General features: G+C 73.2%; 24 protein-coding genes. 8 read left to right on the top strand and 16 right to left on the bottom strand.

Going from position 1 to position 23,408, the window contains the following annotated elements; translation table 11 throughout:
• Nucleotides 1-24: 24 nt before the first annotated feature.
• From SJY14_RS02865 to SJY14_RS02840, 6 genes are all read right to left on the bottom strand, one after another.
• Nucleotides 25-1,548, bottom strand: a complete 1,524-nt coding sequence (locus SJY14_RS02865) for a phosphatase PAP2 family protein (protein ID WP_396599751.1) — start codon at nucleotides 1,546-1,548, stop codon at nucleotides 25-27.
• 126 nt (nucleotides 1,549-1,674) lie between these two features.
• Nucleotides 1,675-2,937, bottom strand: a complete 1,263-nt coding sequence (locus tag SJY14_RS02860) for a HipA domain-containing protein (RefSeq protein WP_396599750.1) — start codon at nucleotides 2,935-2,937, stop codon at nucleotides 1,675-1,677.
• The gene (locus tag SJY14_RS02855; protein WP_071256080.1) at nucleotides 2,930-3,184 is read right to left on the bottom strand and encodes a helix-turn-helix domain-containing protein; all 255 of its coding nucleotides are present in this window, start codon (nucleotides 3,182-3,184) and stop codon (nucleotides 2,930-2,932) included. The genes SJY14_RS02860 and SJY14_RS02855 overlap by 8 nt, the downstream gene beginning before the upstream one ends.
• A gap of 119 nt (nucleotides 3,185-3,303) precedes the next feature.
• Complete coding sequence (locus SJY14_RS02850; protein ID WP_396599749.1) at nucleotides 3,304-4,272, bottom strand: aldo/keto reductase; 969 nt, start codon at nucleotides 4,270-4,272, stop codon at nucleotides 3,304-3,306.
• Nucleotides 4,269-4,499, bottom strand: a complete 231-nt coding sequence (locus SJY14_RS02845; RefSeq protein WP_396599748.1) for a hypothetical protein — start codon at nucleotides 4,497-4,499, stop codon at nucleotides 4,269-4,271. Before SJY14_RS02845 ends, SJY14_RS02850 begins: the two co-directional genes overlap by 4 nt.
• The gene (locus SJY14_RS02840; RefSeq protein ID WP_396599747.1) at nucleotides 4,496-5,425 is read right to left on the bottom strand and encodes a helix-turn-helix transcriptional regulator; all 930 of its coding nucleotides are present in this window, start codon (nucleotides 5,423-5,425) and stop codon (nucleotides 4,496-4,498) included. The genes SJY14_RS02845 and SJY14_RS02840 overlap by 4 nt, the downstream gene beginning before the upstream one ends.
• A 175-nt stretch (nucleotides 5,426-5,600) precedes the next feature.
• Here SJY14_RS02840 and SJY14_RS02835 point away from each other — a divergent pair, with 175 nt between their 5' ends.
• Nucleotides 5,601-6,350, top strand: coding sequence for a GntR family transcriptional regulator (locus tag SJY14_RS02835; RefSeq protein WP_071256074.1), 750 nt, complete (start codon nucleotides 5,601-5,603; stop codon nucleotides 6,348-6,350).
• A 79-nt stretch (nucleotides 6,351-6,429) separates the two neighbouring features.
• On the opposite strand, the gene SJY14_RS02830 is transcribed toward SJY14_RS02835, so the two are convergent.
• From SJY14_RS02830 to SJY14_RS02805, 6 genes are all read right to left on the bottom strand, one after another.
• Nucleotides 6,430-7,611 carry an alcohol dehydrogenase catalytic domain-containing protein gene (locus SJY14_RS02830; protein WP_396599746.1) on the bottom strand — a complete coding sequence of 394 codons (1,182 nt, stop codon included), beginning with the start codon at nucleotides 7,609-7,611 and terminating at the stop codon, nucleotides 6,430-6,432.
• On the bottom strand, nucleotides 7,608-8,384 hold the full coding sequence (locus SJY14_RS02825) for an HAD family hydrolase (RefSeq protein WP_396599745.1): 777 nt from the start codon (nucleotides 8,382-8,384) through the stop codon (nucleotides 7,608-7,610). Before SJY14_RS02825 ends, SJY14_RS02830 begins: the two co-directional genes overlap by 4 nt.
• Nucleotides 8,381-9,631: a TIGR03364 family FAD-dependent oxidoreductase gene (locus SJY14_RS02820; protein WP_396599744.1), complete on the bottom strand. Its 1,251-nt coding sequence runs from the start codon at nucleotides 9,629-9,631 to the stop codon at nucleotides 8,381-8,383. The genes SJY14_RS02825 and SJY14_RS02820 overlap by 4 nt, the downstream gene beginning before the upstream one ends.
• Nucleotides 9,628-11,358 (bottom strand): phosphonate ABC transporter, permease protein PhnE, encoded by a 1,731-nt coding sequence (phnE, locus tag SJY14_RS02815; RefSeq protein WP_396599743.1) that lies wholly within the window; start codon nucleotides 11,356-11,358, stop codon nucleotides 9,628-9,630. The genes SJY14_RS02820 and phnE overlap by 4 nt, the downstream gene beginning before the upstream one ends.
• Complete coding sequence (phnC, locus tag SJY14_RS02810; RefSeq protein WP_396599742.1) at nucleotides 11,355-12,233, bottom strand: phosphonate ABC transporter ATP-binding protein; 879 nt, start codon at nucleotides 12,231-12,233, stop codon at nucleotides 11,355-11,357. The genes phnE and phnC overlap by 4 nt, the downstream gene beginning before the upstream one ends.
• Before the next feature lie 110 nt (nucleotides 12,234-12,343).
• Nucleotides 12,344-13,270 carry a phosphate/phosphite/phosphonate ABC transporter substrate-binding protein gene (locus tag SJY14_RS02805; protein ID WP_396599741.1) on the bottom strand — a complete coding sequence of 309 codons (927 nt, stop codon included), beginning with the start codon at nucleotides 13,268-13,270 and terminating at the stop codon, nucleotides 12,344-12,346.
• 226 nt (nucleotides 13,271-13,496) lie between these two features.
• Here SJY14_RS02805 and SJY14_RS02800 point away from each other — a divergent pair, with 226 nt between their 5' ends.
• Entirely contained in the window at nucleotides 13,497-13,919 is a 423-nt protein-coding gene (locus SJY14_RS02800) for a hypothetical protein (RefSeq protein ID WP_396599740.1), read from the top strand.
• A gap of 123 nt (nucleotides 13,920-14,042) precedes the next feature.
• Here the strand turns inward: SJY14_RS02800 and SJY14_RS02795 are convergent, their stop codons facing one another.
• Nucleotides 14,043-14,966, bottom strand: a complete 924-nt coding sequence (locus SJY14_RS02795; RefSeq protein ID WP_396599739.1) for an EamA family transporter — start codon at nucleotides 14,964-14,966, stop codon at nucleotides 14,043-14,045.
• A gap of 387 nt (nucleotides 14,967-15,353) precedes the next feature.
• Nucleotides 15,354-16,400 (bottom strand): NAD(P)-dependent alcohol dehydrogenase, encoded by a 1,047-nt coding sequence (locus tag SJY14_RS02790; RefSeq protein ID WP_396599738.1) that lies wholly within the window; start codon nucleotides 16,398-16,400, stop codon nucleotides 15,354-15,356.
• Between the two features lie 352 nt (nucleotides 16,401-16,752).
• Here SJY14_RS02790 and SJY14_RS02785 point away from each other — a divergent pair, with 352 nt between their 5' ends.
• From SJY14_RS02785 to SJY14_RS02775, 3 genes are all read left to right on the top strand, one after another.
• Complete coding sequence (locus SJY14_RS02785; RefSeq protein WP_071256062.1) at nucleotides 16,753-17,109, top strand: VOC family protein; 357 nt, start codon at nucleotides 16,753-16,755, stop codon at nucleotides 17,107-17,109.
• 108 nt (nucleotides 17,110-17,217) lie between these two features.
• Nucleotides 17,218-17,757: a PadR family transcriptional regulator gene (locus SJY14_RS02780; protein ID WP_071256061.1), complete on the top strand. Its 540-nt coding sequence runs from the start codon at nucleotides 17,218-17,220 to the stop codon at nucleotides 17,755-17,757.
• A gap of 227 nt (nucleotides 17,758-17,984) precedes the next feature.
• Nucleotides 17,985-18,452, top strand: a complete 468-nt coding sequence (locus SJY14_RS02775) for a hypothetical protein (protein WP_396599737.1) — start codon at nucleotides 17,985-17,987, stop codon at nucleotides 18,450-18,452.
• A 189-nt stretch (nucleotides 18,453-18,641) separates the two neighbouring features.
• Here the strand turns inward: SJY14_RS02775 and SJY14_RS02770 are convergent, their stop codons facing one another.
• A complete protein-coding gene (locus SJY14_RS02770; protein WP_396599736.1) occupies nucleotides 18,642-19,472 on the bottom strand; it encodes an oxidoreductase in 831 nt (276 codons plus the stop codon).
• A gap of 279 nt (nucleotides 19,473-19,751) precedes the next feature.
• On the opposite strand from SJY14_RS02770, the gene SJY14_RS02765 reads away from it, so the two are divergent.
• The 3 genes from SJY14_RS02765 to SJY14_RS02755 all read left to right on the top strand — a co-directional run bounded on the left by SJY14_RS02765 (nucleotide 19,752) and on the right by SJY14_RS02755 (nucleotide 22,581).
• Nucleotides 19,752-20,771 carry a LacI family DNA-binding transcriptional regulator gene (locus SJY14_RS02765; RefSeq protein ID WP_071256511.1) on the top strand — a complete coding sequence of 340 codons (1,020 nt, stop codon included), beginning with the start codon at nucleotides 19,752-19,754 and terminating at the stop codon, nucleotides 20,769-20,771.
• A gap of 140 nt (nucleotides 20,772-20,911) precedes the next feature.
• Nucleotides 20,912-21,568, top strand: a complete 657-nt coding sequence (locus tag SJY14_RS02760) for a 2'-5' RNA ligase family protein (protein ID WP_071256058.1) — start codon at nucleotides 20,912-20,914, stop codon at nucleotides 21,566-21,568.
• The gene (locus SJY14_RS02755) at nucleotides 21,565-22,581 is read left to right on the top strand and encodes a LacI family DNA-binding transcriptional regulator (protein ID WP_396599735.1); all 1,017 of its coding nucleotides are present in this window, start codon (nucleotides 21,565-21,567) and stop codon (nucleotides 22,579-22,581) included. The genes SJY14_RS02760 and SJY14_RS02755 overlap by 4 nt, the downstream gene beginning before the upstream one ends.
• On the opposite strand, the gene SJY14_RS02750 is transcribed toward SJY14_RS02755, so the two are convergent.
• Nucleotides 22,567-23,406, bottom strand: coding sequence for an inositol monophosphatase family protein (locus tag SJY14_RS02750; protein WP_396599734.1), 840 nt, complete (start codon nucleotides 23,404-23,406; stop codon nucleotides 22,567-22,569). The genes SJY14_RS02755 and SJY14_RS02750 overlap by 15 nt on opposite strands.
• Nucleotides 23,407-23,408: the final 2 nt, after the last annotated feature.

The following is a 23,408-nucleotide window of genomic DNA, read 5'->3' as shown; positions in this document are numbered from 1 at the left end:
CGCATGCTGACCTGTCGTCGAGACCTACAGCTGGCGCGTGGCCCGACGCCGGCGGAGGACGACCAGGCCGACGCCCGCGGCGAGCAGCCCCAGCGCGGCGGTGACGATGCCGACCACGTGGTCGGAGCCGGTGTAGGCCAGGTCGGCGCGAGCAGCCGCGTCACGGGCGGCGGCGGCACGGTTCGCCGCGTCGGCCGCGGTGATCGTGCCGGACGCGGGCTGCTGCACCGCGCCTCCTGCAGCCGGCTGTGCCGGCACGACGGGCACCGTCGCGCCCGGGTCGACCGGTGCCGGGTCGACCGGTGCCGGATCGACGGGTGCGGGGTCGACCGGTGCGGCGGCGAGCGACACCGTGCCGTCCGCCGCGACGGTGATCGGCACCGACATGGCGGCCGCGAGGTCGAGGCGCTGCCAGCTGCCCGAGGCTCCCTTGTCGAGCGGACGGCCCGAGTCGATGGCGGTGAGGGCGAGCACCTGACGTCGCTGGTCGTCGGTCAGGGTCGGGCGGCTCGAGATCAGCAGCGACTCGGCGCCGGCCGGGACGGTCATGGCCTGCCCGGCCGTGCCGACGAGGGGGAAGTCGTAACTCATGCGGTCCTGGTAGACGGCCAGCGCCTCCTGGTCCGAGAGGTAGGGGGTGTCGGCGGCGATGCAGACGTCCAAGGAGGCGCCGCATCCGGCCTCGAGGACGTCGCGCAGCTCGGCGCTCGCCTCCTCGAACAGCACGCGGAACTCGGGGTCGGCCCAGCGGCGCTCGACGATCTCCTGGCCCATCATGCGGCCGCTCATCACGTCGAGCGGGTAGTGCGCGGCCATGACGACGCGGTTGTCGCCGGCCTCGGAGGTGCGGGCCAGGATCTGCGGAGCGAGCTCGGGCAGCATCGTGGCGAGCGAGGTGCCCTGCCAGTAGGCCTGCGAGGTGTGACCACTCGGGTACGCGCCCGAGGTCGAGGCCCAGGCGTCACCACCGGGCTTGTCGCGGTAGGTGAGCCGTTCGGGGAACCGGATGTACGGGCGGTCGTAGTCGAAGTGCTCCTTGGCGGGGTTCGACGACGAGTAGTAACCGACCAGCCCGCCGTCCTTCGCGAGCAGCGCGGCGGTCTTCGGCAGCTCGCCGGCGGCGCGGGCGGTGCGGTAGATCTCGCCGAGCCGGGCGCCGAGGCCGTCCGACATGGAGACGGACATGTCGGCGTACTGGTCGACGATCGCACGGTCGACCCGGGCCGGGGTGGCGCCCTGGTTGATCGCGACGGTCTTCTCGTCGTTCAGCGCGATGATGTCGGGGCGCTCGGCCCGCAGCGTCGTGAACTGGTCGATGATCGGCACGTAGTCGTAGGTCGCGTTCGACGCGTACGGGTAGCTCAGTTGGTCGGGCTCGAACGGGGTGGCCGCCGAGGCCGAGAGGGCGCCGAAGCCCGAGAGCAGCACGCCCAGGCCCGTGCTCGCGGCGAGCACCGAGGCGCGGCGGACGGGCCGTCGATCGGCCGCGCGTCGGGGGCGGAGGGGGGTCGTGGTCGTGATGATCGTGCCTCTCGTGGGTGCCTGCACCGACCTGCGTCGGCGGCCCGGTGGGGCCACGCCGAACCGTAGGGAGGCCGAGTGGCGCACGCCTGGACGACAGGTGACGCGCAGGTGACCTCGACGACGGCACACACCGGTGACGGCACCTGCGGCCTAGCTCCACCCCCGACGGGACGCGTTGGCCGCGACGGATTCGGAGAGCGTGGCCGCGAACGGCTCGTCGACCTGCGCGGCGGCCGCCTCGAAGGCCTCGGCGACGCCGCCGACGATGCGCCGGTACCGGTCGACCGCCTCGTCCGCGGGGATCGCGAACGACCTCGCGGCGTCACGGAACTGCGGTTCGCCGATCGAGTCGAGCGCGTACTCGTCGCCGATCGACATCGCCGAACGCAGGGGGGCACCGCCTCGGGTCGGATAGGGCGAGTGCGAGCCGAGGTCGTAGAGCGGCGCGAGTCGCACGTCGGAGCCGTTCAGCGTCAGCGAGTAGTTCTTCGCGTGCGCGTCGGCGTTCTGGCAGGCCACGGTGAACACGAGAGCGTCGAAGAGTGCGCGCTGCGTCGCCGAGCGGGTGTGGTGGTCGGAGATGTTCTCGGCCACGACCCGGGCGATCTGCCGCACGGACGGCCCGCCCTGATCTTGGTACTTGCGTGACGGGTCGACGCTCATCGCCTGGCAGAAGTCCTCTTGGTGCAGCCGGTGCCACACTCCGTCCCGCTCGACGCGATCGAAGCGCCGGGTCACGAAGACCCGGGTGCCCCGGGCCGTCCGCAGCAATTCGTGGTCGGCCACGTCCAGGCCGAGCATCCGGGCCGCGGCCATCGACACGTACTCGTTCACGTCGTGGTCCGGGAGAGCGGCCACTGCCGGCTTGAGGATGTGGGTCGTCGGGGTGGAGTCCCGAGGCACCCCCCACGAGCCGTCCGGGAACCGGAACAGCGCCACCTTGCTCTGCGCCCCGGCCAGCGACCAACGACCACCGTGGTCGTCCCTCCCCCAGACTCCCGGATCACGGGACGCACCGGCGAGAAGGACGGCGACGTCGTCGTCGGTGAGCCGCTCGACGTCTCCCGTCCGCGACGCGGCATCGCTCGACGCCTCGTCGGGAGGAAGCAGTTGAACCGCACCGGCAGCGTCGCGCCCGACGCTCTCGAGCAGGCGGAACGGGTTCTGGCTCGTCCGGTATCGACTGGCGAGTTCGGCGAGTCGCTCGGGGCTGTCCGGCAGCAGGCCCGCGAGGAACGGACCGGCCGCCCGGGACGGCCACTCGGCGCGGGTCGGCCGCAGGGAGAGTGACATCGGGGTCGGGGTCACCCCTGAGCGGTAGTCGTCGTCGTACGCGAAGGTCACCCGCCCGGACGCGTTCATCGAGAAGGTGCCCGCGAGGACTCCGTCGAGGTAGGCGAGCAGGTCAGTCATCGATCCGACCCCCGGTCGACGGAGCACCCTGCCCCGGCTCGTGCTCGGAGGCCTCGAGGACGATCCCGAGTGCCTGCAGCGCGTCGAGTACCAGGCGGAGCTGCGCGGTCCCCTTGCCGGCCTCGAACCTGTTCACCCACGCACGGCTGACGCCCATCGTCGTCGCCAGGCGATCTTGCGACCATCCGAGCGCGATGCGTCGCTCGTGCACGAGGTCGCCCAAGGCGAATGCGGTGTCGATTCGCATGTGGCCCTCCGAGATCGCCGGTTGACGTGTAGTCGATCGGTTACACGATATCGACGTAACCGATCGATTACAAGACCGACCTGTGACCGATCGGTCACATCACGCGACGTACCGTCCGGTCACCACCAGAACGGTGCCTGCGGGCGGTAGGGCTCCTCGAGGCGGCGGACGTCGTCGTCGGTCAGCTCGACGTCGAGGGCGGCGACGGCGTCGGCGAGGTGGTGCGGCTTGGTCGCGCCGACGATCGGGGCCGACACGACGGAGTTGCGCAGCACCCAGGCCACCGCGACCTGGGCCATCGACACCCCGTGCTCGGCGGCGACCTGCTCGACGGCGTCGATGATCGGGCCGTCCTCGTCGACGTCGAAGGCCTTCGCGACCTCGTCGACGGCGGACCGCTCGGTGGTCGCGCCCCGCGGTCGCGTCAGCCGCCCCTTGCCCTGCGGCGAGTACGGCACGAGCCCGACGCCGAGGTCGGCACAGAGCGGGATCATCTCGCGTTCCTCCTCGCGCTTCAGCAGGTTGTACTGGTCCTGCATGGTCGAGAACGGCGTCCAGCCGTTGACCACGGCGGCGGTCTGCATCTTCGCGAACTGCCAGGCGAACATGCTCGAGGCACCCGTGTACCGGACCTTGCCGGCCCTGACCAGGTCGTGGAGCGCCTCCATCGTCTCCTCCACCGGGGTCTCGGGGTCGAAGCGGTGGATCTGGTACAGGTCGACGTGGTCCGTGCCGAGTCGCGTGAGCGAGGCGTCGACCTGCTCGAGGATCGCCTTGCGCGACAGGCCCGCTCCTCCCGGGCCGTCGTGCATGCGACCACTGACCTTGGTCGCCAGCACGACGTCCTCGCGGCGCGAGTACTCGCGCATCGCGCGGCCGACGAACTCCTCGCCGGTGCCCTGCTGGTAGACGTTCGCGGTGTCCCAGAAGGTGACCCCGAGCTCGACGGCCTGGCGGAAGAACGGTGCCGAGGCCGCCTCGTCGAGCGTCCACGAGTGCAGGCCGCGGGTGGGGTCGCCGTAGCTCATGCAGCCGAGGCCGATGCGGCTGACCTGCAGGCCGGTGGTGCCCAGACGGGTGTACTTCACGGTCGTGCCTCCTCGGCGTTCGGGGGTGGTGCGGTCTTTGCTGTGGCGGGGGTCTCGGCGGCGTCCGTCGCGGCGGGCGCGCGGCGGTGGAAGAGAGCGGCGATCGCCCAGGGGCCCGGCTCGAGACGCACCGCCATCTCGTCCAGCACCCGCGCCTCCTGCTCTCGGTCGCGCGTGAGGTCGGAGATCTCGCAGGAGGCGCGCCACCACATCGCGAGGCGGCTCACGACCCGGCCGCCTCGCGCGGTTCGCTCGCGACGTCGGGTCGGTCCGGGGCGTCGGCGCGGACGACCGCCGGGTCGACCTGGGGAGCCGCCCAGCTGGCGAGGAGGCGGAGGCGCTCCTCGGTCGGCGAGCCGGGCTCGGCGCTGTAGACGAGGAAGTTCAGGCCCGGGCGCCCCATCGGCTCCATGGCCTCGTAGACCATGTCGAGCTGACCGACGACCGGGTGGTGGAAGCGCTTCTGACCCGACGTGTGGTGGCGCACCTCGTGGGCGCCCCAGCGGGTGCGGAACTCGTCGCTGCGGGTGGACAGCTCGCCGATCAGGTCGTGCAGGGCGCGGTCGTGCGGATCGCGGCCGGCCTCGGTGCGCAGGATCGCGACGTTGATGTCGGCGGCGACCGACCACGACGGGTAGAAGGCCTCGGCGAGCTCGCGGTGCAGGAAGACGAACCGGGCGAGGTTCACGGGCCGCTCGTCGAGGGCGTAGAGGTCGGAGTAGAGCGCGCGGAAGAGCGCGTTCTCGGCCAGGACGTCCATGCGGCCGTTGCGGACGAAGGCCGGCCCGGCCGTCACGGCGTCGAGCACGAGCTGCATGCTGCGCGAGACGGTCTCGGGCGGACGGCGTCGGCGCCGGGCACGGACCGGCGACTCGTTCGCGGCGCGGGCGAGGTCGGCCAGGTGCTCGCGTTCGGCGTCGTCGAGCAGCAGGGCGGTCGCGAGCGAGTCGAGCACGCCCTCGGACACCCCGCCGAGGCGCCCGCGTTCGAGCCGCGTGTAGTACTCGACGCTGACGCCCGCGAGCAGCGCCACCTCGCTCCGCCGCAGTCCGGGCACGCGGCGCCCGGGTCCGCCCGGCAGCTCGACCTGCTCGGGCCGCACCCGCGCCCGTCGGCTGGTCAGGAAGTCGCGGATCTCGCTCTCGGTGTCCATGCCCACGACGCTACGACAGGGGCGGGGCGCGGTGGGATGCCCTGGCGGGGCCTCTCTCGGGCGGGCCTGAGCGCCTCGAACCACATGCGGGACGATGAACCACGAGAAAACGGGGCGCATCGTCCTGATCAGGGTTCATCGCGAGCCCGACCGCGCCGCTCGGTAAGATCCGCACGTGCCTTCGACCCTCTACGAGCAGATCGCCGACGAGCTGCGGCGGCGCATCCTGAGCGGCGACCTCGCGGTCGGCGACGACGTGCCGAGCGAGGGCGAGCTGGCCGAGCAGTGGCGCACCTCCCGCGGGCCGATCCGCAACGCCCTCGCCGCCCTGCGCTCCGAGGGACTGGTCGAGACCCGCCGCGGCCGTCCGGCCCGGGTCGTCGCGCGCAAGGCGCACCACCCGGTCGACGTGTCGATCCCCTTCACCAAGTGGGTGCGCGACGTCGGCGGCGAGCCCGGCGCCCGCACGCAAGAGGTGTCACTGCGCCGCGCCGACGACGACAAGGCCCGATCGCTCGGCATCGAGCCGGGCGCCCTCGTGGTCGACGTCGTCCGGTTGCGACTCGTCGACGGCCGTCCGACCATGCTCGAGCGCCTGACCTTCATCGAGGAGGTCGGCCGCGTGCTGTTCGACGTCGACCTCGACACGGTGTCGATCACCGAGTACCTGGACTCGCGGGGCTACGGCTACGCCGACATCGACCACGAGATCGACGCGGTCGCCGCCGACGAGCTCGACGCCGAACTGCTCGGGGTCGAGCCCGGCACGCCGATCCTGCGGCTGCACCGCATCACCCGCGGCCCCGACGGCCGCACCTTCGAGGCCTCGGACGACCGCTACCGCAGCGACATCGTCCGGTTCACCGTCTCGGCGTCGGGCCGGGCCCGCGAGGGCGACCACTTCATCCGCGCGATCGGCCCCTGAGCGGCGGCACCCGCCCGACCACCCGGTCCGAGAACGCAGGAGGCGCGGTGCGGCCCCCGCAGGACGGCACCGCGCCCGGTCACTCGGGTCGGACGCCCACCCGCACCGATCCGCCGGCGGCGGCCGTCGCGATCCCGGCGTCGAGGTCACGCAGGGCCACCGTCTCACCCACGAGCGCGTCGAGCGGCCAGGCCGCGCGCCTCTCCTCGACGAACCGGACGGCCTCGACGAGGTGCTGCGGGGCGTAGTTGTGCACGCCGCGGACGGTCACGAGACGCCGGACGACGCTCTCGGCGTCGAGGGGCACCGCCGGGGAGGGGAAGACGCTGCCGACCAGCACGGCCACGCCGCCGACGCCGAGCTCGGCGAGCGCCGAGGCCACCGCGTGCCGTGACCCCGAGGCCTCCACGGCGACGAGGGGCGCACCGCCCGCGACGGAGAACGCGGTGGCGAGGCCGTCGTCCGAGTCGGGGGCAGCCGAAGGATCGACCGTCGCCACCGCGCCGAAGCGGACGGCGAGCAGCCGGCGGGCGGGGTCGGGGTCGACGACGACCACCCGGGCCCCGGCGTCGGTGGCCTGCGCGGTCGCCGTGAGGCCGATCAGCCCGGCGCCCGTCACGAGGACCACGGCGCCGTCGAGCGGCACGATCGCCGAGGCGGCGTCGAGGGCGGCCACGGCGGTCGCCGTGCCGCACGACACGGGGGCCAGCAGCTCGGCGGGCAGGTCGGCCTCCACCGGGACGATCGCCGTGCCCGACCGCACGTGCACGTGCGTGGCGAAGCCGCCGCTGAGCTCCCACCCCGTGACGAGCCGCTCGTGACCGTACTTCCGCACCGATTCGCACTTCTGCGGAAGGTCGCGTCGGCAGGTCGAACACCGACCGCACGACACGGTCAACGACCAGACGACGCGCTGCCCGACGGCGAGCGGCGTCCCGTCGACGGCCACCGCCCCCGGCCCGAGGGCGACCACGCGGCCGACCTGTTCGTGACCGAGCACGAGCGGCGCGGGCGCGGACCGGTCGCCCCGCGTGGTGTGCACGTCCGAGCCGCAGATCGTCGCCAGCTCGACCTCGACGAGGGCGTCGCCGGGCGCGAGCACGACCGAGGGCACCGCGACGGCCTCGTGCGGACGACCGGGTTCGAGCCAGACCATGGCGGTCGGCGCGGGGTCGAGGGGCAGGGCGGGCGAGGAGGCGACGGGTGTCGGGGAGGCGACCCGCGCCTCCTGGTCCGTCGTCCGCGGCAGGGCCGCCGTCACGCGGCGGACGTCGACGACACGGAGGCGCGGACCGCGGCGAAGGCCGGCAGCCCGACGAGGTCGCGCACGCTGTCGAGCACGACGTCGGCCCCCGCGCCGAGCAATTGCTCGCGGGTGTGGGCGCCGGTCGTCACGCCGACGACGAGGCCGGCACCGGCCGAGCGCCCCGAGAGGACGTCGCTGACGGTGTCGCCGACGACCGCGACGGCGGCCACCGACGACGCCCGGGTGCGCAGCAGCGCGGTGAGCACGAGGTCGGGTGCGGGGCGTCCGCGACCGGCGTCGACGGGCGAGAGGGCCGCGTCGACGGTCCATCCCAACGCGTCGAGCAGACGGTCGCGGGTGGCCGGCGAGAAGCCGGTCGTGAGCACGACCGAGACCCCGGAGGCGCGGAGTGCGTCGATCAGGCCGCCCGCGCCCTCGATCGGCTCGACTCCCGACTCGTCGACGAGCTCGCCGTAGGCCACCTCGAACTCGTCGTTCGCCCGTCGCGCCAGCGCCTCGTCGCCCCCGGTGAGGTGCCGGAAGACGTCGATCTTCGAGCGGCCCATCGTGTCGCGGACGTACTGCAGGGCCTCGTCGCGGGTGAGCGTCGGCCCGAGGTCGACCCGGTCGGCGACGCGGGCGAAGGCCTGCTCGACCACGCCGTCGTCGACGACGGTCGTGCCGGCCATGTCGAGCACGACGAGCTCGATCGGGGTCGTGGCCTCGGCGGTCACGGCGTCGAGGGTCGCGGCCTCGGGGGTGGGGGTGGCGGGGGTCGTGGTGCTCATGCGGTGAGGCTCTCTGTGAGGGGCGAGGTGACGGTCGAGGTGAGGGCGGCGGGGTCGAGCGCCCGGTCGCGCCCGCCGTCGAGGTGCGCCCCGACGACGTGCTCGGCGAGCCCGAGTCCGGTGGTCATGCCGATGCCGGTGGAGACGACCGTGACGAGCACGCCGGGCGCGACCTCGTCGACGACGAACTCGTCGCGGCCCGCGGCGTAGACGCCCTGCCACCGTTCGGTGACGACCGGCTCGGCGCCGAACAGCAGCCGGAACTCGTCGAGGAAGGCGTCGGCGACCCGCTCGTCCTGGAACGGTGCGATCGCGGCGCCCTTCCGGTGGCTGTCGCCGACGATCACCGAGCCGTCGGGCAGCTGCGTGTACATCTGGTTGAGGTCCATCGCGGCGAGGTCGGGGCGCTCGGCGTGCAGTCGGGTCCGCACCGCCTCGGCCGCACCGGTGCCGGCGAAGGCGCTGTAGCGGATCAGCGACCACCCGGTCAGCAGCGGGGCGACGAGCGGTCGGGCGAGGTCGGCCCGCACCCGCAGCATGTCGAGGCCGCAGCGCTCGAGGGCGTGCCGGTCGGCGAGGTCGGGCAGCAGCTGGTCGAGGTCGTGGTTGGTCGCGACGACGACCGTGCCCGCGTCGATCGGCCCGCGACTCGTCTCGACGCGTCCCGACGAGACCGACCCCACGGAGGTGCGGGTCAGGAAGCGCACCCCTCGCGTCTCGAGGTGCCGGCGGATCGCGTCGGCGGCCTGCCGTGGATCGACCTGCAGGTCGTACGGCAGGAGCGCCCCGCCGACGACCGCACCCGGAGCGACCGGGGCCAGGGAGGACAGCTCGGCCGCGTCGAGCCGCTCGATCTCGGGCCGGTCGCCCAGCACGCGGTCGGTGCGGGCGAGGGCCAGCTCGTCGAGCAGGTCGAGTTCGTCGACGTGCCGGGCGGCGACCAGGGTGCCGCGCCGAGACAGCCAGAAGCCGGCGTCGCGGGCCAACCGCAGCCAGAGCTCGCGGGCCGCGAGCGCGTGGCGGCGGGCCTCTCCGCTCTGCGGGGTGAGGCAGAGGTGGCCGAAGTTGCGCACCGTCGAGCCGCCGATCACGGGCGAGCGGTCGACCACCAGCACCGAGAGCCCGCGGTCGGCGGCGGCGAGCGCGGCCCCCAAGCCGACGATGCCCGAGCCGACCACCACCACGTCGTGCGGGGCCGCCGCGTGCCGAGCCACCCCGGGCCGGGCCGTGTCGTGTGACGTGGTCATCGGAAGACCCTCCGCATCCAGATCGCGAGCCCCTCGACGGCCAGCACCGTGACGAGGATCATCAGCACGATCGCCGTGACCGTCCCGTAGTTCGAGCCCTGGCTGGCGTTGAGCAGGTAGTAGCCGACTCCCCCGGCCCCGACGATGCCGAGCAGGGTCGCGGCCCGCAGGTTGGTGTCGAGCATGTAGAAGGTGTGGCCGATCAGGGCCCGGGTGCCCTGCGGCAGGGTCGCCCCCGCGTACACCTGCACGCGGCTGGCCCCCGTGGCCGAGAGGGCGCGCTCGGGGCCGGGCGAGACCTCCTCGAACGAGTCGGCGAGCAGCTTGCCGAGCAACCCGACGCCGCCGAGGGCGAGGGCGAGGGTCCCTGCCTGCGTGCCGAGCCCGGTCACGACGATCAGCACGATGGCGAGGATCACCTCGGGCACGCCGCGGATGCCGACGAGCAGCAGGCGCATGCCGCTGCGCACCCCGCGGCTCGGGGCGACGTTGCGGGCCGCGAGCGACCCGACGACGATCGAGGCCACGAGGGTCAGCACGGTCGCGGCGAGCGCGATGGCGATCGTCTCGCCCATGGCGGCGACCATCGTCGACGCCTCGTAGCTGCCGAACGACGGTGGCCAGAACTGCGTCGCGACGGCGGGCACCTTCGCCCAGACGGTGACGAGGTCCGACCAGGCGATGTCGCAGATGGCGACGCTGGCGACGACCACGGCGACGGCGAGCCACCCCCACGAGACGTTGCGCCGACGGGTGCGGTCCCACGGGCGACGCAGGGCGGCCTCGACGGTGGTGACCGCGGGACGCGACGGGGCGGGGTGACCGGCACCGCGCCTCCTGGTGGCCCGACGGACGACGCGGTCGCCGAGACCGCGGCCGGTCGGCGCGATGCCGAGCATGGCGGCGCGGACGCTGCTCGAGACGACCTCCATCACGACGCAGAGCACGAAGATGACGAGGGCGTAGCCGAGGCCGAGCCCGTAGTCGAGCGACTTGAAGGCGAACGACATCTCCATGCCGAGGCCGACGACGCCGACGTAGCCGAGGATCACGCTGCCCCGCAGGTTGATGTCGTTGCGGTGCAGCACGGTCGCCACCCACGAGGGCAGCACCTGGGGCAGCACACCGGCGGTGAACTGCTGCAGTCGGCTGCCTCCGGCGGCGCGGATCGCGGTGCGGGGCCCCTCGTCGATCTGCTCGATCGCGTCGGCGAAGAGCTTCGAGATCATGCCGACCGAGTGCAGGCCGATGGCGAGGATGCCGGGCAGCGTGCCGAGCGAGAAGAGCAGGACGAACACCATGGCGAGCACGACGTCGGGCACGGCCCGGGCGAGCACGGTCACGAAGCGGGCGGCGGCGCGCCAGACGGGGCCGGGGGTCGTGTTCGAGGCGGCGAGCACGGCGACCGGGACGGACAGGACGGCGGCGAGCAGGGTGCCGCAGATCACGAGGCCGAGGGTGAGCGCGGTGAGCTGCAGCAGCTCGCCGACCGGCGGGAACTCGATCGCCCCGACCCGGCCGAAGAACCGTTCGGCGTTGGCCCAGCTCTGCAGCATGCGCGCGGGGTCGATGTCGACGCTCCGCAGGGCCACGAGGCTCGCGATCAGCAGGGCGAGCAGCGTGAGGCCGGCCGCGACGCGCTCGGGCGAGACCCGGCGACGAGGAGGCGCGGTGACGGGAGCGGGGGCCGCCCCGGTCGTGCGCGGGCGCTCGGTGACGGCGGTCATCGGACGGCGTCCCCGGAGACGGACGCCGCGCCTCCTGCGGTGCCGGGGGTGTCCGCGGCGACCGCGGCGCTCAGCTCGAGCTCGATGGCCTCGAACTGGTCGGTGCTCGTGGCGACGCGGCCGTAGATCTCCATGACCTGGGCCTTCGACAGGCCCTCGGTCTCGGTGTCGAGCACGACCTGGCCGTGGCGCAGGCCGACGATGCGGTCGGCCCACGAGAGGGCGAGGTCGACCTGGTGCAGGCTGCAGATCACGGTCAGCCCCTCGTCCGCGGCGATCTCGCGGATGAGCGCCATCACCTGGTCGCTCGACTCGGGGTCGAGCGAGGCGACCGGCTCGTCGGCGAGCAGCACCTGGGGACGCTGCATGAGCGCCCGGGCGATCGCGACGCGCTGCTGCTGGCCGCCCGAGAGGGTGTCGGCGCGTTGGTAGGCGCGGTCGAGCAGGCCGACGCGGTCGAGCCGGGCGAGGGCCTCGGCTTTCGCGGCGCGGCCGTACGACCAGAGCCCGAGACGGGGGCCGCGCACGGTGGCGAGCGAGCCGGTCAGCACGTTCTCGAGCACGGTCAGCGACGGCACGAGCTCGAACTGCTGGAAGATGAACCCCACCTCGCTGCGCAGCCGCCGCAGGGCCCGACCGGTGAGGTCGGTGACCTCGCGGCCGAGCACCGTGACGCGGCCGTCGGTCGGACGCTCGAGGCCGTCGACGTGGCGCAGCAGGGTGGACTTGCCCGAGCCCGACAGGCCCAGCAGCACGACGACCTCGCCGCGTCGGACGCTCAGCGACGCGTCGTCGAGCGCGACGGTGTCGCCGAAGCGCTTGGTGATGCCGTCGAGCCGGACGACGGTCTCGGCGGGGGCGGTGTGCGGGTTCATGTTCGTCTCCGGTTCGTTCTGCTCGGACCCCGGGAAGTCGCCGAGACACTCACGCGCGCGCGAGGGTCTCGGCGAGTTCCTGGGGTGTGGGAGGTTCTACGTCGTGCGGGTCAGGCCTTGCACTGCGACGCGTTCGTCTTCTCGCAGATGTCGCGGATCTGGTCGTAGTACGCGTCGTCGACCGGGGTGGTCTGGAAGAACACGGCGCGGAAGCCCTCGCTGTCGGCGCCCTCGATGCCCTCGGTGACCATGTCGTCGGCGGTGACGTTCGAGAGGATGTCCTTCAGCTTCGCCTTGACGTCGTCGGGCAGCGAGTTCGACTCGACGATCGGGGCCCCGGGCACCATCTGCTGGTCGATGACCTCGACGGCGTCGCTCTTGGCGACCTCGCTGTCCTCGGCGAAGCCGGCGTCGCACTCGGTGCCCTCGCCGACCTTCTGCACGCTGACGTCGTGCTTGCCGGCGAAGACCGGGGTGATGTCCTTCTCGGGGTCGATGCCGGCCTCGAGCAGCGCGTAGCTCGGGAACAGGTAGCCCGAGGTCGACGACGGGTCGACGAAGCAGATCTTCTTGCCCTTCATGTCGGCGATCGACGTGATGTCGCTGCCCTTCGGCACGATGGCCTGCGAGTAGTAGCCGGGCTCCTGGCCCTCGGCCGTCGTGATGGACGAGATCGGGGTCAGCTCGGCGCCGTTGTTCGTGGCCGTGACGTAGGTGAAGCCCGAGAACGACGCGACGTCGATCTGGCCGGCGATGCTCGCCTCGATCAGGGCCGCGTAGTCGGTGGACTCGTGGTACTCAACCGTCTTGCCGGTCTCCTTCGCGATGTAGTCCATCAGCGGCTGGTAGTTGGTCTCGGTGTCGACCGAGTCGGGCACGACGCCGAAGACGAGGGTGCTGTCGTCGACCGCGTAGCCGCCGGCCGCGTCGGCCGAGCCGGTGGCCGAGGAGGCGGGGGTCGAGCAGGCGGACAGCGTGACGGCGAGCAGGGCGGCGCCGACGAGGGCGGTCGCGGCGCGGGGACGGCGGAGGGTCATGACGGCCTTTCGGGTGGGAGCAGGACGTGACGATGCTGGCACGTGCCCGACCGACATAGGAACCTACCTTCGGCCTCGTTCAACGAGAGTTCACCTCTTGTCTGCCTAACCTGGGCGGGCTGGCCTGGAGGTCGAGGAGGAGTGCCACCCCGGTCATGGCGGGTCCAGGTGCGGCGGTCTAGCCTCGGACGACCACCCGCCCTGCCCCCGCGACGAAGGCCTCCGCATGCGACACGACGACGGCACTCCCGACGACCCGGCCCTTCCGCCCGGCCCGCCCGATGCTTCCGGGGCTCCTGACGCACCGGGCGTCCCTGACGCGCAGGACGCCCCCGATGCCTCGGACGACGAGCTCGCGACCTGGTCGGACGAGGCCCACCGCGAACTCGAACTGCTCGTCGCCCGCGACCGCGAGGCCGAGCTGGTCCGCCGGCACGAGACCGAACGCGCCGCGCGGGCCGAACGGGCCGCCCGCCTCGAGCAGGAGCGTCGTCGCCGCGAGGCCGAGCTGCCGCCCGAGCTGCGCGACGCCGACGACGAGCCGTACGACGGCGGCCCGCGGCGACGACTCGTCATGGGGTCGTCGAAGGTGCTGGCCGCGGTGGCGCTGCTGGCGGCGGTCGCCGTCGCGGTGACCGGGTTCCTGTAGGCCGACCCGCGCCTCCTGGCCTCGTGCGCTCGTGAACCCGGTTTCGAACGATGCACCCGGAAGCTTCTGGGTGCATGGTTCGAAACCGGGTTCATGGGTGGGCGACGCCCCGGGCGGCGCCCGTCAGAGGGCCAGCAGGGCGATGCCGCCGAGCACGACGACCGACGCCGCGAGGCGTTTGGCGAGCGACCCCTCGCGCAGCACGAGGGCGCCGAAGACGGCGACCATGACGACGCTCGTCTCGCGGGCGGGGGCGACGAGGGCGACCGGGGCCGTCTGGATCGCCGCCAGCACGAGGATGTACGACAGCGGCGACAGCACCCCGAAGGCCAGCACGCGCGGCCAGTGGGCGCGCGCGACGGCGACGAGCTCGCCCCGACGCCGGCCGAGCGACGCGCTGTAGAACACGACCTCGACGAGGGTCACCCCGACCATGAACGACACGGGCGAGAGGCCCCAGGTGCGCAGGGCGTGGGCGTCCCAGATCGTGTAGCTCGCGATGGCGAGGCCGGTGAGCAGGCCCCAGGCGATGCCGGGGTCGAGGCGGCGGGACCGACGGCCCGGGGCGGACGGCGTCGACGCCGTCGACGACCCGTGCAGGAGGCGCGGCGAGGGCGAGCCGGTCGGCCGGCGGTCGATCAGTCCGGTCGCCACGACGCCCACGACCACCACGGCGATGCCGACGACGGACGTCACCGAGAGCTGCTCGCCGAGCAGCAGGACGGCGAGGCCGGCACTGACGGCGGGGCCCGTGCCGCGGGCGGTGGCGTACACGGTGGAGAGGTTGCCGACCGCGTAGCCGCGCTGCAGGACGGTCATGTAGACGACGTGCAGCACGGCCGAGACGCCCGCCCCGACCGCGAGCCCGCCGACGCTGGCCCCGAGGCCGCCCGTGAACGGGACGACCGGCAGCCAGAGCACGGCGCTGGCGACGGCGCCCCACCAGAGGAAGGGCGTGCCGAGGCGGCTCACTCCGTGGGCGACGACGTTCCAGCCCGCGTGGCAGACGGCGGCGGCGAGGACGAGCAGGAGGGCGGTGGTGGACATGCGAGGACCCATCGGCTCGGCGCGGGGCGCGCCGAACGGGTCCTCCAGGCTTTTGTCCGTTCAGATGACGGCCCGGCGATGGCGCCCGACCGTGGCGCCGCTCGGACCAGTCGGATCGTGGGACCCCGGAACCCTAGGCGCTGTCGTGGCGAGCGTAAGGGCGGCGGGTGTCCGGCGGGTGAACTGGTGCCGGCACAGCGCCTGCCACCCGGCCCGGCCCGGCCCAGCCCGGCCCGGCCCGGCTCGGCTCACGCACTGCACCGCGTTTCGTGCACCGCACCGCGTCTAGTCCGGGTGCAGTGCACGAAACGCGGTGCGCTGCGCCCCCGGGGACGACGAACGCCCACGCACACACGGTGCGGGGGCGTCCGGCGGGACGGGGTCGGATCAGGCGAAGGTCGCCGCGTCGATCACGAAGCGGTAGCGCACGTCCGACTTGAGGACGCGCTCGTAGGCCTCGTTGATCTGGTCGGCGTCGATCAGTTCGGTCTCGGGCACGATGCCGTGCTCGGCGCAGAAGTCGAGCATCTCCTGGGTCTCGCGGATGCCGCCGATGGCCGAACCGGCCCAGCTGCGACGGGCGGGGATCAGCGCGAACGCGGGCACCTCGAGCGGCTCGGACGGGGCACCGACGTTGACGAGCGTGCCGTCGACGGCGAGCAGGCCGAGGTAGGCGCCCATGTCGACCTTCGCCGACACGGTGTTGACGATCAGGTCGAACGAGTTCGCCAGGTCGGTGAAGGTCTGCTCGTCGCTGGTCGCGTAGTGGGCCTTCGCGCCGAAGCGCAGCGAGTCCTCTTTCTTCGACGTGGTCTGCGACAGCACGGTGACGTCGGCGCCGAGGGCGGCGGCGATCTTCACGCCCATGTGGCCGAGGCCACCCATGCCGACGATGGCGACCTTGGTGCCCTCGGTGACGCCCCAGTGGTGCAGCGGCGAGTACAGCGTGATGCCGGCGCAGAGCAGCGGCGCGACCTTGTCGTAGTCGAGGGACTCGGGCACGCGCAGTACGAAGTCCTCGGTGACGACGACGGCCTGCGAGTAGCCACCCTGCGTGACGGTGCCGTCGGCCGGGTCGACGCTCGTGTAGGTGCCGGTGTTGCCCTTGGCGCAGTACTGCTCGTCGCCACGCTTGCAGTACTCGCACTCGCCGCACGAGTTGACCATGCAGCCGACGCCGACGCGGTCGCCGACCTTGTGCTTGGTGACCTCGGAGCCGACCTCCGAGACGGTGCCGACGATCTCGTGGCCGACGACCTGCGGGTACTGGATCTCGCCCCACTCGCCGCGGACGGTGTGGATGTCGCTGTGGCAGATGCCGGCGTAGGCGATGTCGATCATGACGTCCTTCGGGCCGACGTCGCGGCGCTCGATGGTCGTCTTGACGAGGGGCTCGGTGGCGGACGGGGCCGCGTAGGCGTTGACGGTGCGCATGGGTCTCCTGGGGGTGGATTCGGTTCGGGGACGAGGGGCGGGTCGGAACACGGTGCTCGACGACGGGCTCCCCGTCTTCGACGTTACGCTCCCGGGCCGACCGTGGGTGGCCCTGACAGGGCCCCCGAGGCGACGCCGGGCACGAGGCGCGGCGTGACGGCCCGCAGGAGGCGCGGTGCGCGTCCGACCGGCACCGCGCCTCCTGCGGGTGGCCAGGTCGCGCGACGGCACCCGTGAGACACGCCTCCGGGTGGGAAAGTGCCCTGACTCGTGGCCCGGCGCGCACCGGGCGCGGCGTAGCAAGGGTCCAGACGCTGCATCGGGCATTCCGGTGGCGGACGAAGGAGTCGACATGGCAAGCGGAGTGGCAACAGTGTGGGTGCCCGTGACCGACATGGGACGGGCGACGGCGTTCTACCGTGACGCGCTCGGCCTCACGGTGAAGAGCGAGAGCGACGACTGGACCGAGATCGACGCGGACGGCCTGATGATCGGCCTGAACGGGCGTGAAGAGGCCGCGGCGTCGAGCGAGGGTGGAGCGGTCATCACGTTCCAGCCCGACGGCACCCTCGAGGACGCGCTGGCCGACCTGCAGTCGCGCAGCGCCGACGTGACCGGCACGATCAGCGAACACCCGTGGGGCCGCATCCTGCCGTTCAAGGACACCGAGGGCAACGACCTGCAGTTCTACACGCCCCCGACCGACTGACGTCGGGGCCTGCAGGAGGCGCGGTGCCGGTTCGACCGGCACCGCGCCTCCTGCGTCCGGTCGCGTCATGCAGAGGCCGACGGGCCGGACACGCACCATGATGTGGGGATGGTCACCGAGATCCTCATCCTGAGCAACTTGCTCGCCGGGCCGCAGCACGGGTACGACATCAAGCGGAACGTGCGCCGACCGGGTCTCGGCGTGGTCAACAACAACGCCGTCTACACCGCGTTGAAGCGCCTGCACGACCGGGGCGCGCTCGACCGTCGCACGGAAGAGACCACCGGTCGGCCGAACCGCCAGGTGTTCTCCCTGACCGACGCGGGCCGTGACCTGCTGATCGAGCAGATCGCCGACTTCCCCCTCTCCCGCGGAGCCGACGACGAGGAGTTCTACGTCCGATTCGCCCTGCTGAACCTGGTCGACGAGGCGACGCGGGCGGCGATCTTCGCGACGCGCGTCCGGGCCCTCGAGGAGCGCATGACGACGGCCCGGGCCTACCTCGACGCCGCCGACGCCGACGCGACGCGCTTCCCGGTGCAGTCCGTGGCGATGTTCCGGCACCTGCTCGACCTGCTGCTCACCGAGCGGGCCTGGGTCGAGGAGTACGCCCGCAGCGGCGAGATCGGGGCACCGCGACACCCGTAGTGGGGTGGTGCTCATGTCCTCATTCCATTGAGGACTAGTACCCGCTGGACTAGCTTGATCCCGAAGCGAAGCCACGCTTCAGCGGAGCGCGAGCTCCGACGCACCGCGTCACCGCGTGGCGTGGAGTCGTCGCACCTCAGGTCGGGGAGGGCGTCGGCTCCGACCCCCTCGTCCACGTCGGATGTGCGCGAGGGGGAGCCCCGCGGTGGACCGTCGGAGGGGGCACCGTGACCACTGCATCGTCGTTCTTCATCGTCCGTTGCCCTGCCTGCGGGGACTCCACGCGGGTCGTGCCGAATCCGTTCGTCGGCATCGGGCTCGCGGTGCACGAGGACGTCCGGGCCTGCACGTCGTGCGTCTGGGCGGCGCCGAGGGGGTCGACCCGCGTCCGGGTCGAGGGGCGGGGCGAGGCGCGAGGCGTGGCGCGGGGCGTGGCGGGTGCCGGGGTGGGCACGCGCGACGAGGTCGCCGCCGGCACGGAGAGGCCCGGGCGACGAGGCGCCGTCGGGTCCTTCGTGGCGAAGGTGCGGCTGGTCCGGCAAGCGGTGGCCGCGGGGGTCGCGGCCGCGGCGGGGGTGGCGGCCTCGGCCGGGGCGGCGGGGGCTGCGGCGGCGGGGGCCGCCGCGACCTCTGCTCCGTCCCTGCCGGGGTCCGTCGGCTCGGGGCCGGCGACCACCGGGCCGGCGACCGGCTGAGGCCCGGAGCCGCCCGGGGCCCGCGGGCCGACCCTCTGCAGGAGGCGCGGTGCCACCTGAACCGGCACCGCGCCTCCTGCAGGCGGTCGCGTCACGAGTCGCACCACGTTCTGGACGTCGCACCGCCGACATCGGCGGTGCGACGTCCAGCCGGTGGTGCGACACGAGTTCCGTGCCGCGCCGTGAGCCTCAGGCGTCGAAGTCGGTCGCGCGGCTGCGCTCGGCCCAGGCGTCGACGTCACCGCGGAGGTCGTCGAGCGCACCCGTGACGATCTCGACGGCGTCCGAGCCGAGCAGCAGCAGGTACGGCGCCCGGCCCGACTCGACCGCGTCGACGAGCAGCCGGGCGCCGGCGGCGGGGTCGCCGGGCTGGGTGCCGTCCGAGGTGTCGGCCTCGATGCGGCGCTTGCCGGCGGTCTCGGCGTAGTCGGCGATCGGGGTGGCGGACTGCGTGAGCGAGCGGCCCGAGAAGTCGGTGCGGAACGAGCCCGGCTCGACGACCGTCGCCGTGATGCCGAGCGGGGCGAGCTCGGTGCGCAGGGCCATGGTCATCTGCTCGAGGGCGGCCTTGACGGCGCCGTAGTAGCCCGAGCCGGGGCCGGTGCGGCGGGCGCCGATCGACGACAGGTTCACGATCGTGCCGCTGCGGCGAGCGCGCATGCCGGGCAGGACGGCCTTGATGGTGCGGACGCTGCCATGGAAGTGCGTGTCGAACAGGCGCGCCACGTCGGCGTCGTCGCCCTCCTCGACGGCGGAGCGGTAGCCGTAGCCGGCGTTGTTCACGAGCACGTCGACGCCGCCGAACCGTTCGGTGGCGAGGCCGACGGCGGCGGTCACCTGGTCGGCGTCGGTGACGTCGAGCGCGGTCGCGACGGCGTGGTCGGGGTGGGCGTCGGCGATGTCCTGCACGGCGGAGGCGTCGCGCGCGGTGACGACGACGTCGTGCCCGCGGGCCAGCGCCTCCTCGGCGAAGGCGCGCCCCAGCCCCGTGGAGCATCCGGTGATCAACCAGGTCGACATGTGGTCTCTTCTCTCTCGTGCGTCGCGGTCGCTGACGCGCCGCACCCCCAGACAACCAAGGAGGCGCGGTGCGCGTCGGTCCGCGCCGCCCTCGGTCCCAGCCGCCCCCCTCGGGTGTGACTGCCAGGAGTCGCACCGTCGGCGAGGCGGGCGGTGTGCGACCTGCGCCCGCCGGCCAGCCCGCCCGCCGGCCCCGAGAGTTCACCGGCAACGACGCTCGTTCGGCGGCGCGAGCCGATACTTTGGGCCGGTGACCTTTCGATGCTGTGGGAGCCCGGCGTGAGCGGCCTGGGAGCTGTGCCGACGATCCACGACGTCGCCGCACGCGCGGGGGTGTCGAAGTCGGTCGTGTCCCGCGCGCTGGCCGGGTCTTACGGCGTGGCCCCGGCGACGACCGACCGGGTCCGATCGGCCGCGATCGAGCTCGGCTACGTCGCCAACGCGAACGCCCGGGGCATGTCGGCCCATCGCACCCACACCCTCGGCGTCTTCGTCCGCGACGCGGCGACACCGTTCTACGGGCACCTGCTCACGGCGTTCCAGCTGCAGGCCTCGGCTCGCGGCTACCGGGTGGTCACGGCGACCGGGGCCGGCTCGTTCTCGATCGACGAAGAACGCCAGGCCCTCGAGACGCTCGTCTCGCTGCGGGTCGAGGGCCTGATCGTCTGCAGTGGCGCCCTGCCCGTCGACGACATCCTGCCGTTCGCGCGACGCATCCCCACCGTCGTCGCAGGTCGCCCCGAGGTCGACGACTCGATCAGCAGCGTCTACTGCGACGAGCAGGGCGGCGGAGAAGGCCTGGCCGACCACCTCGTCGATCAGGGACACCGGCGGGTGGCGGTGCTGACCGTCGACCGGTCGAACTCGATCACCCAGTGGGCACGCACCGACGCCATGATCAGGCGGCTGCGCTCGCGCGGCGCGGACGTCGTCGTCATCCGCTCGGAAGAACACGGCACCGACCCGCGCGCCCTCGACCCCGTCGTCGACGCCGTCGTGGCCCTCGGCGGCGTCACGGCCCTGATGGCACCGAGCGACCTCTGGGCGATCGGCGTGCTCGAGGCGATGCACCGTCGGGGCCTGCAGGCGCCGCGTGACTTCTCGGTCACCGGGTACGACGGCGTCATGCCGTACGCCGCCGAGCTGTTCGGCATCACGTCCTGGCGACAGCCGCTGTCGGTCATCGGCGCCGCGTCGATCGACGCCGTGGTCGACCAGATCGACGGTCGCTCGGTCGGCACCCTGCACTCGGCGGTCGCAGGCGAGCTGGTGACCGGCCGATCCACGGCCAGGCGCTGACCACCTCGGCGCCGACGGCCGCTGACGTCCAGGCCCCGACCACCTGCCGTTCACCGGATCGTCGCCGTCCAGTCGGGTGCGCCCGGGAACGTTCCCGATCAGAGTAGGGAACGTTCCCTACGCCTCTCCGATCGGACACCATGCACCAGGACTCCCCCACCAAGCGCCCCTTCGACGACAGCGACCCGTACCGCTACGGCGTCTACCTGCGCCCCGACGCCCGGACCTGCCGGGCCGTCACCGTCGTCACCGACCAGCTGCGCGCCCAGTACGGACTCGTCTCGGCGGGCGCCTTCCCTCCCCACGCGACCCTGGTGGGCAGCCAACCCTTCGGCCGCTCCGAGGCCGACGTCGTCGACGCGCTCGGCACCCTGCTCGACGGCAGGTCCGCCTTCGACGTCCACAACGCCGGCGTCCGCGAGCAAGGCATCGGCTACGTCTACGACGTGGCCACGCGACCCGACGGCTCGCTCAACGACGAGTTCGTCCGCCTCGCCGCCGACGTCGACACGGCGGTCGCACCCTTCCGCCGCCCGATGGCCTCACCCCTCGGCAACGACTACGACGCGTCGTCGTACCGGGCGCACCTCTCGCTCGCCTCGCACGACCTCTACGGGCGGCCCGACCTGCACGACGAGGTCGGCGACTTCATCCGAGAACTCGACCAGGAGGTGCCGGCCGGCTTCCGGGGCGACACGGTCGTCCTCTACCGAACGGCCTGCGACGACTGGTCCGGGCGCTGGTGGCACTCGATGACCTGGCAGCACGTGCACACCTGGAAGCTCGCCTCGGCGTGACGGCGACCCTGGCCGAGGTCGCCCTCCGCACGGGCATGTCGCGATCGCTGGCCTCGCTCGCCCTGCGCGGAGACGACGGCGTCTCGGCTGAACGTCGTGCGCAGGCCGTGCGGGCGGCCGACGCCCTCGGGCTGCCCGTCGGCGCCCTCGCCCGCCGCCGCGCCGACGGCGCCCCCCTCGTGCTGGGCGTCGTCGTCACCGAGGGAGCCGGCGCGTTCCACGGGGCGGTGCTGCACAGCGCGATCGCCTCGGCCGCCGCCCTCGGCCTCGAGTTGCGGGTCGTCGACGGGGACCGGGACGAGGCACGCCTCCGGTCGGGCCTGGCCGAGCTGCACGCATCGGCCGTGTCGACCGCCCGCGACGCGGTGCTCGGGTTGGTCGTGCTGAGCAGTCGGTTGCCGTCGGAGGCCCTGGCCGCGGCGGCCCGCGACGTGCCGGTGGCCGTCGTCGGGTCGAGCGGCGACCGGCTCGCCGGCCTGGGCGTCGACACCGTGCGCTCGGACGAGGAGTCGGGCATGCACGAGGTGATGATGCACCTGGCGGCGCTCGGGCACGTGCGCACCTGCTTCGTCGCCGAGTCCCGCCATGCGTCGACGACCCGGCGGGCCCACGAGCACGCGGTGACGGCGAGGCGGCTCTGGTCGGCGACCGACCTGCACGTCGACGACATCGCCGGGCTCGCCGCCGACCCGACGCGCATCGCCCGGCACCTCGGCGACGGCGTGACGGCGTTCGTCGCGGCGAACGACTCGACCGCCGCCCGGCTCGTCGCATCGGCCCGGGAGGCGGGGCTGCGGTTGCCGGGGATCGCCGCGGTCACCGGGTTCGACGACACCGCACCCGCCGCCGTGATGGACCTGACCACGGTCGAACAGCCCCGCGACCGCCTGGGCGCCCGGGCCGTCGAGTTGGTGGTGGAACGCCTGCGCGGGCGCCGGACGGAGCGGCACGAGGTGCTGCCGACGCGCCTGGTGACGCGCGGCTCGACGACCGGGGTCTCAGCTCCGGCCTAGTGCGGCCGGGTCGATCGTGGCCGACAGCTCACGCACGCGCCGCACCAGGTGGTCGTGAGCGTTGCCCGCTCCGCCCGCGACGTAGTCGTCGGCCTCGTGCGGTCGATGGACCGGGGAACCATGCCGGAACCCCCGGAACCACCCGCCCGCCCGTTCGAGGACGAGCGCGCCCGCGGCCACGTCCCACGGGTGGGTGACGAAACCGAGGGTGGCGTCCGACCACCCGGCCGCGACGTGCGCGAGGTTGAGCGCGCCACTGCCGAGGCTGTGGTGGTGCCGGTAGCGGGCCGTCAGGTCGCGCACCAGGTCGAAGGCGCCCTCGCCGAGCAGGTCGACGTCGCGTTGCACCGGGAAGCTCGTGAGGACGGTCGCGTGCTCGTCGGGGGCCGAGGCGGAGCGCAGCGGCACCCCGTTCAGCCAGGCCCCGTGCTCGTCGGCGGCGAAGAGGTTGTCGGCCACGGGGTCGAGGACGACCCCGGCGACGATCTCGCCGTCGACCTCGGCCGCGATCGAGACGCACCAGTAGGCCAGGCCCCGGGCGAAGTTGGCCGTGCCGTCGATGGGGTCAACGATCCAGCGCAGCCGGGCGTCGCCCGTGCTGCCGCCCTCTTCACCGAGAACGACGGAGCCCGGCACCGCCGAGGTCAGCCAGCGGGTGATCGCCCTCTCGGCCCGACCGTCGTGCAGCGTGACGACGTCGTGGGCGTCCCTCTTGGTGGCGACGCTCATGTCCGAGCGGAACGCCACGAGCAGCGCGGGGGCGACGTCGCGGGCGGCGGCCTCGGCGACCTCGCGCAGGCCAGGGGACGGGGGTGGGGTGCTCATGG

This window comes from Frigoribacterium sp. R86507, from assembly GCF_044597695.1.
Taxonomy (GTDB): Bacteria; Actinomycetota; Actinomycetes; order Actinomycetales; family Microbacteriaceae; genus Frigoribacterium.
This window is presented reverse-complemented; position numbering and strand designations above follow the sequence as displayed.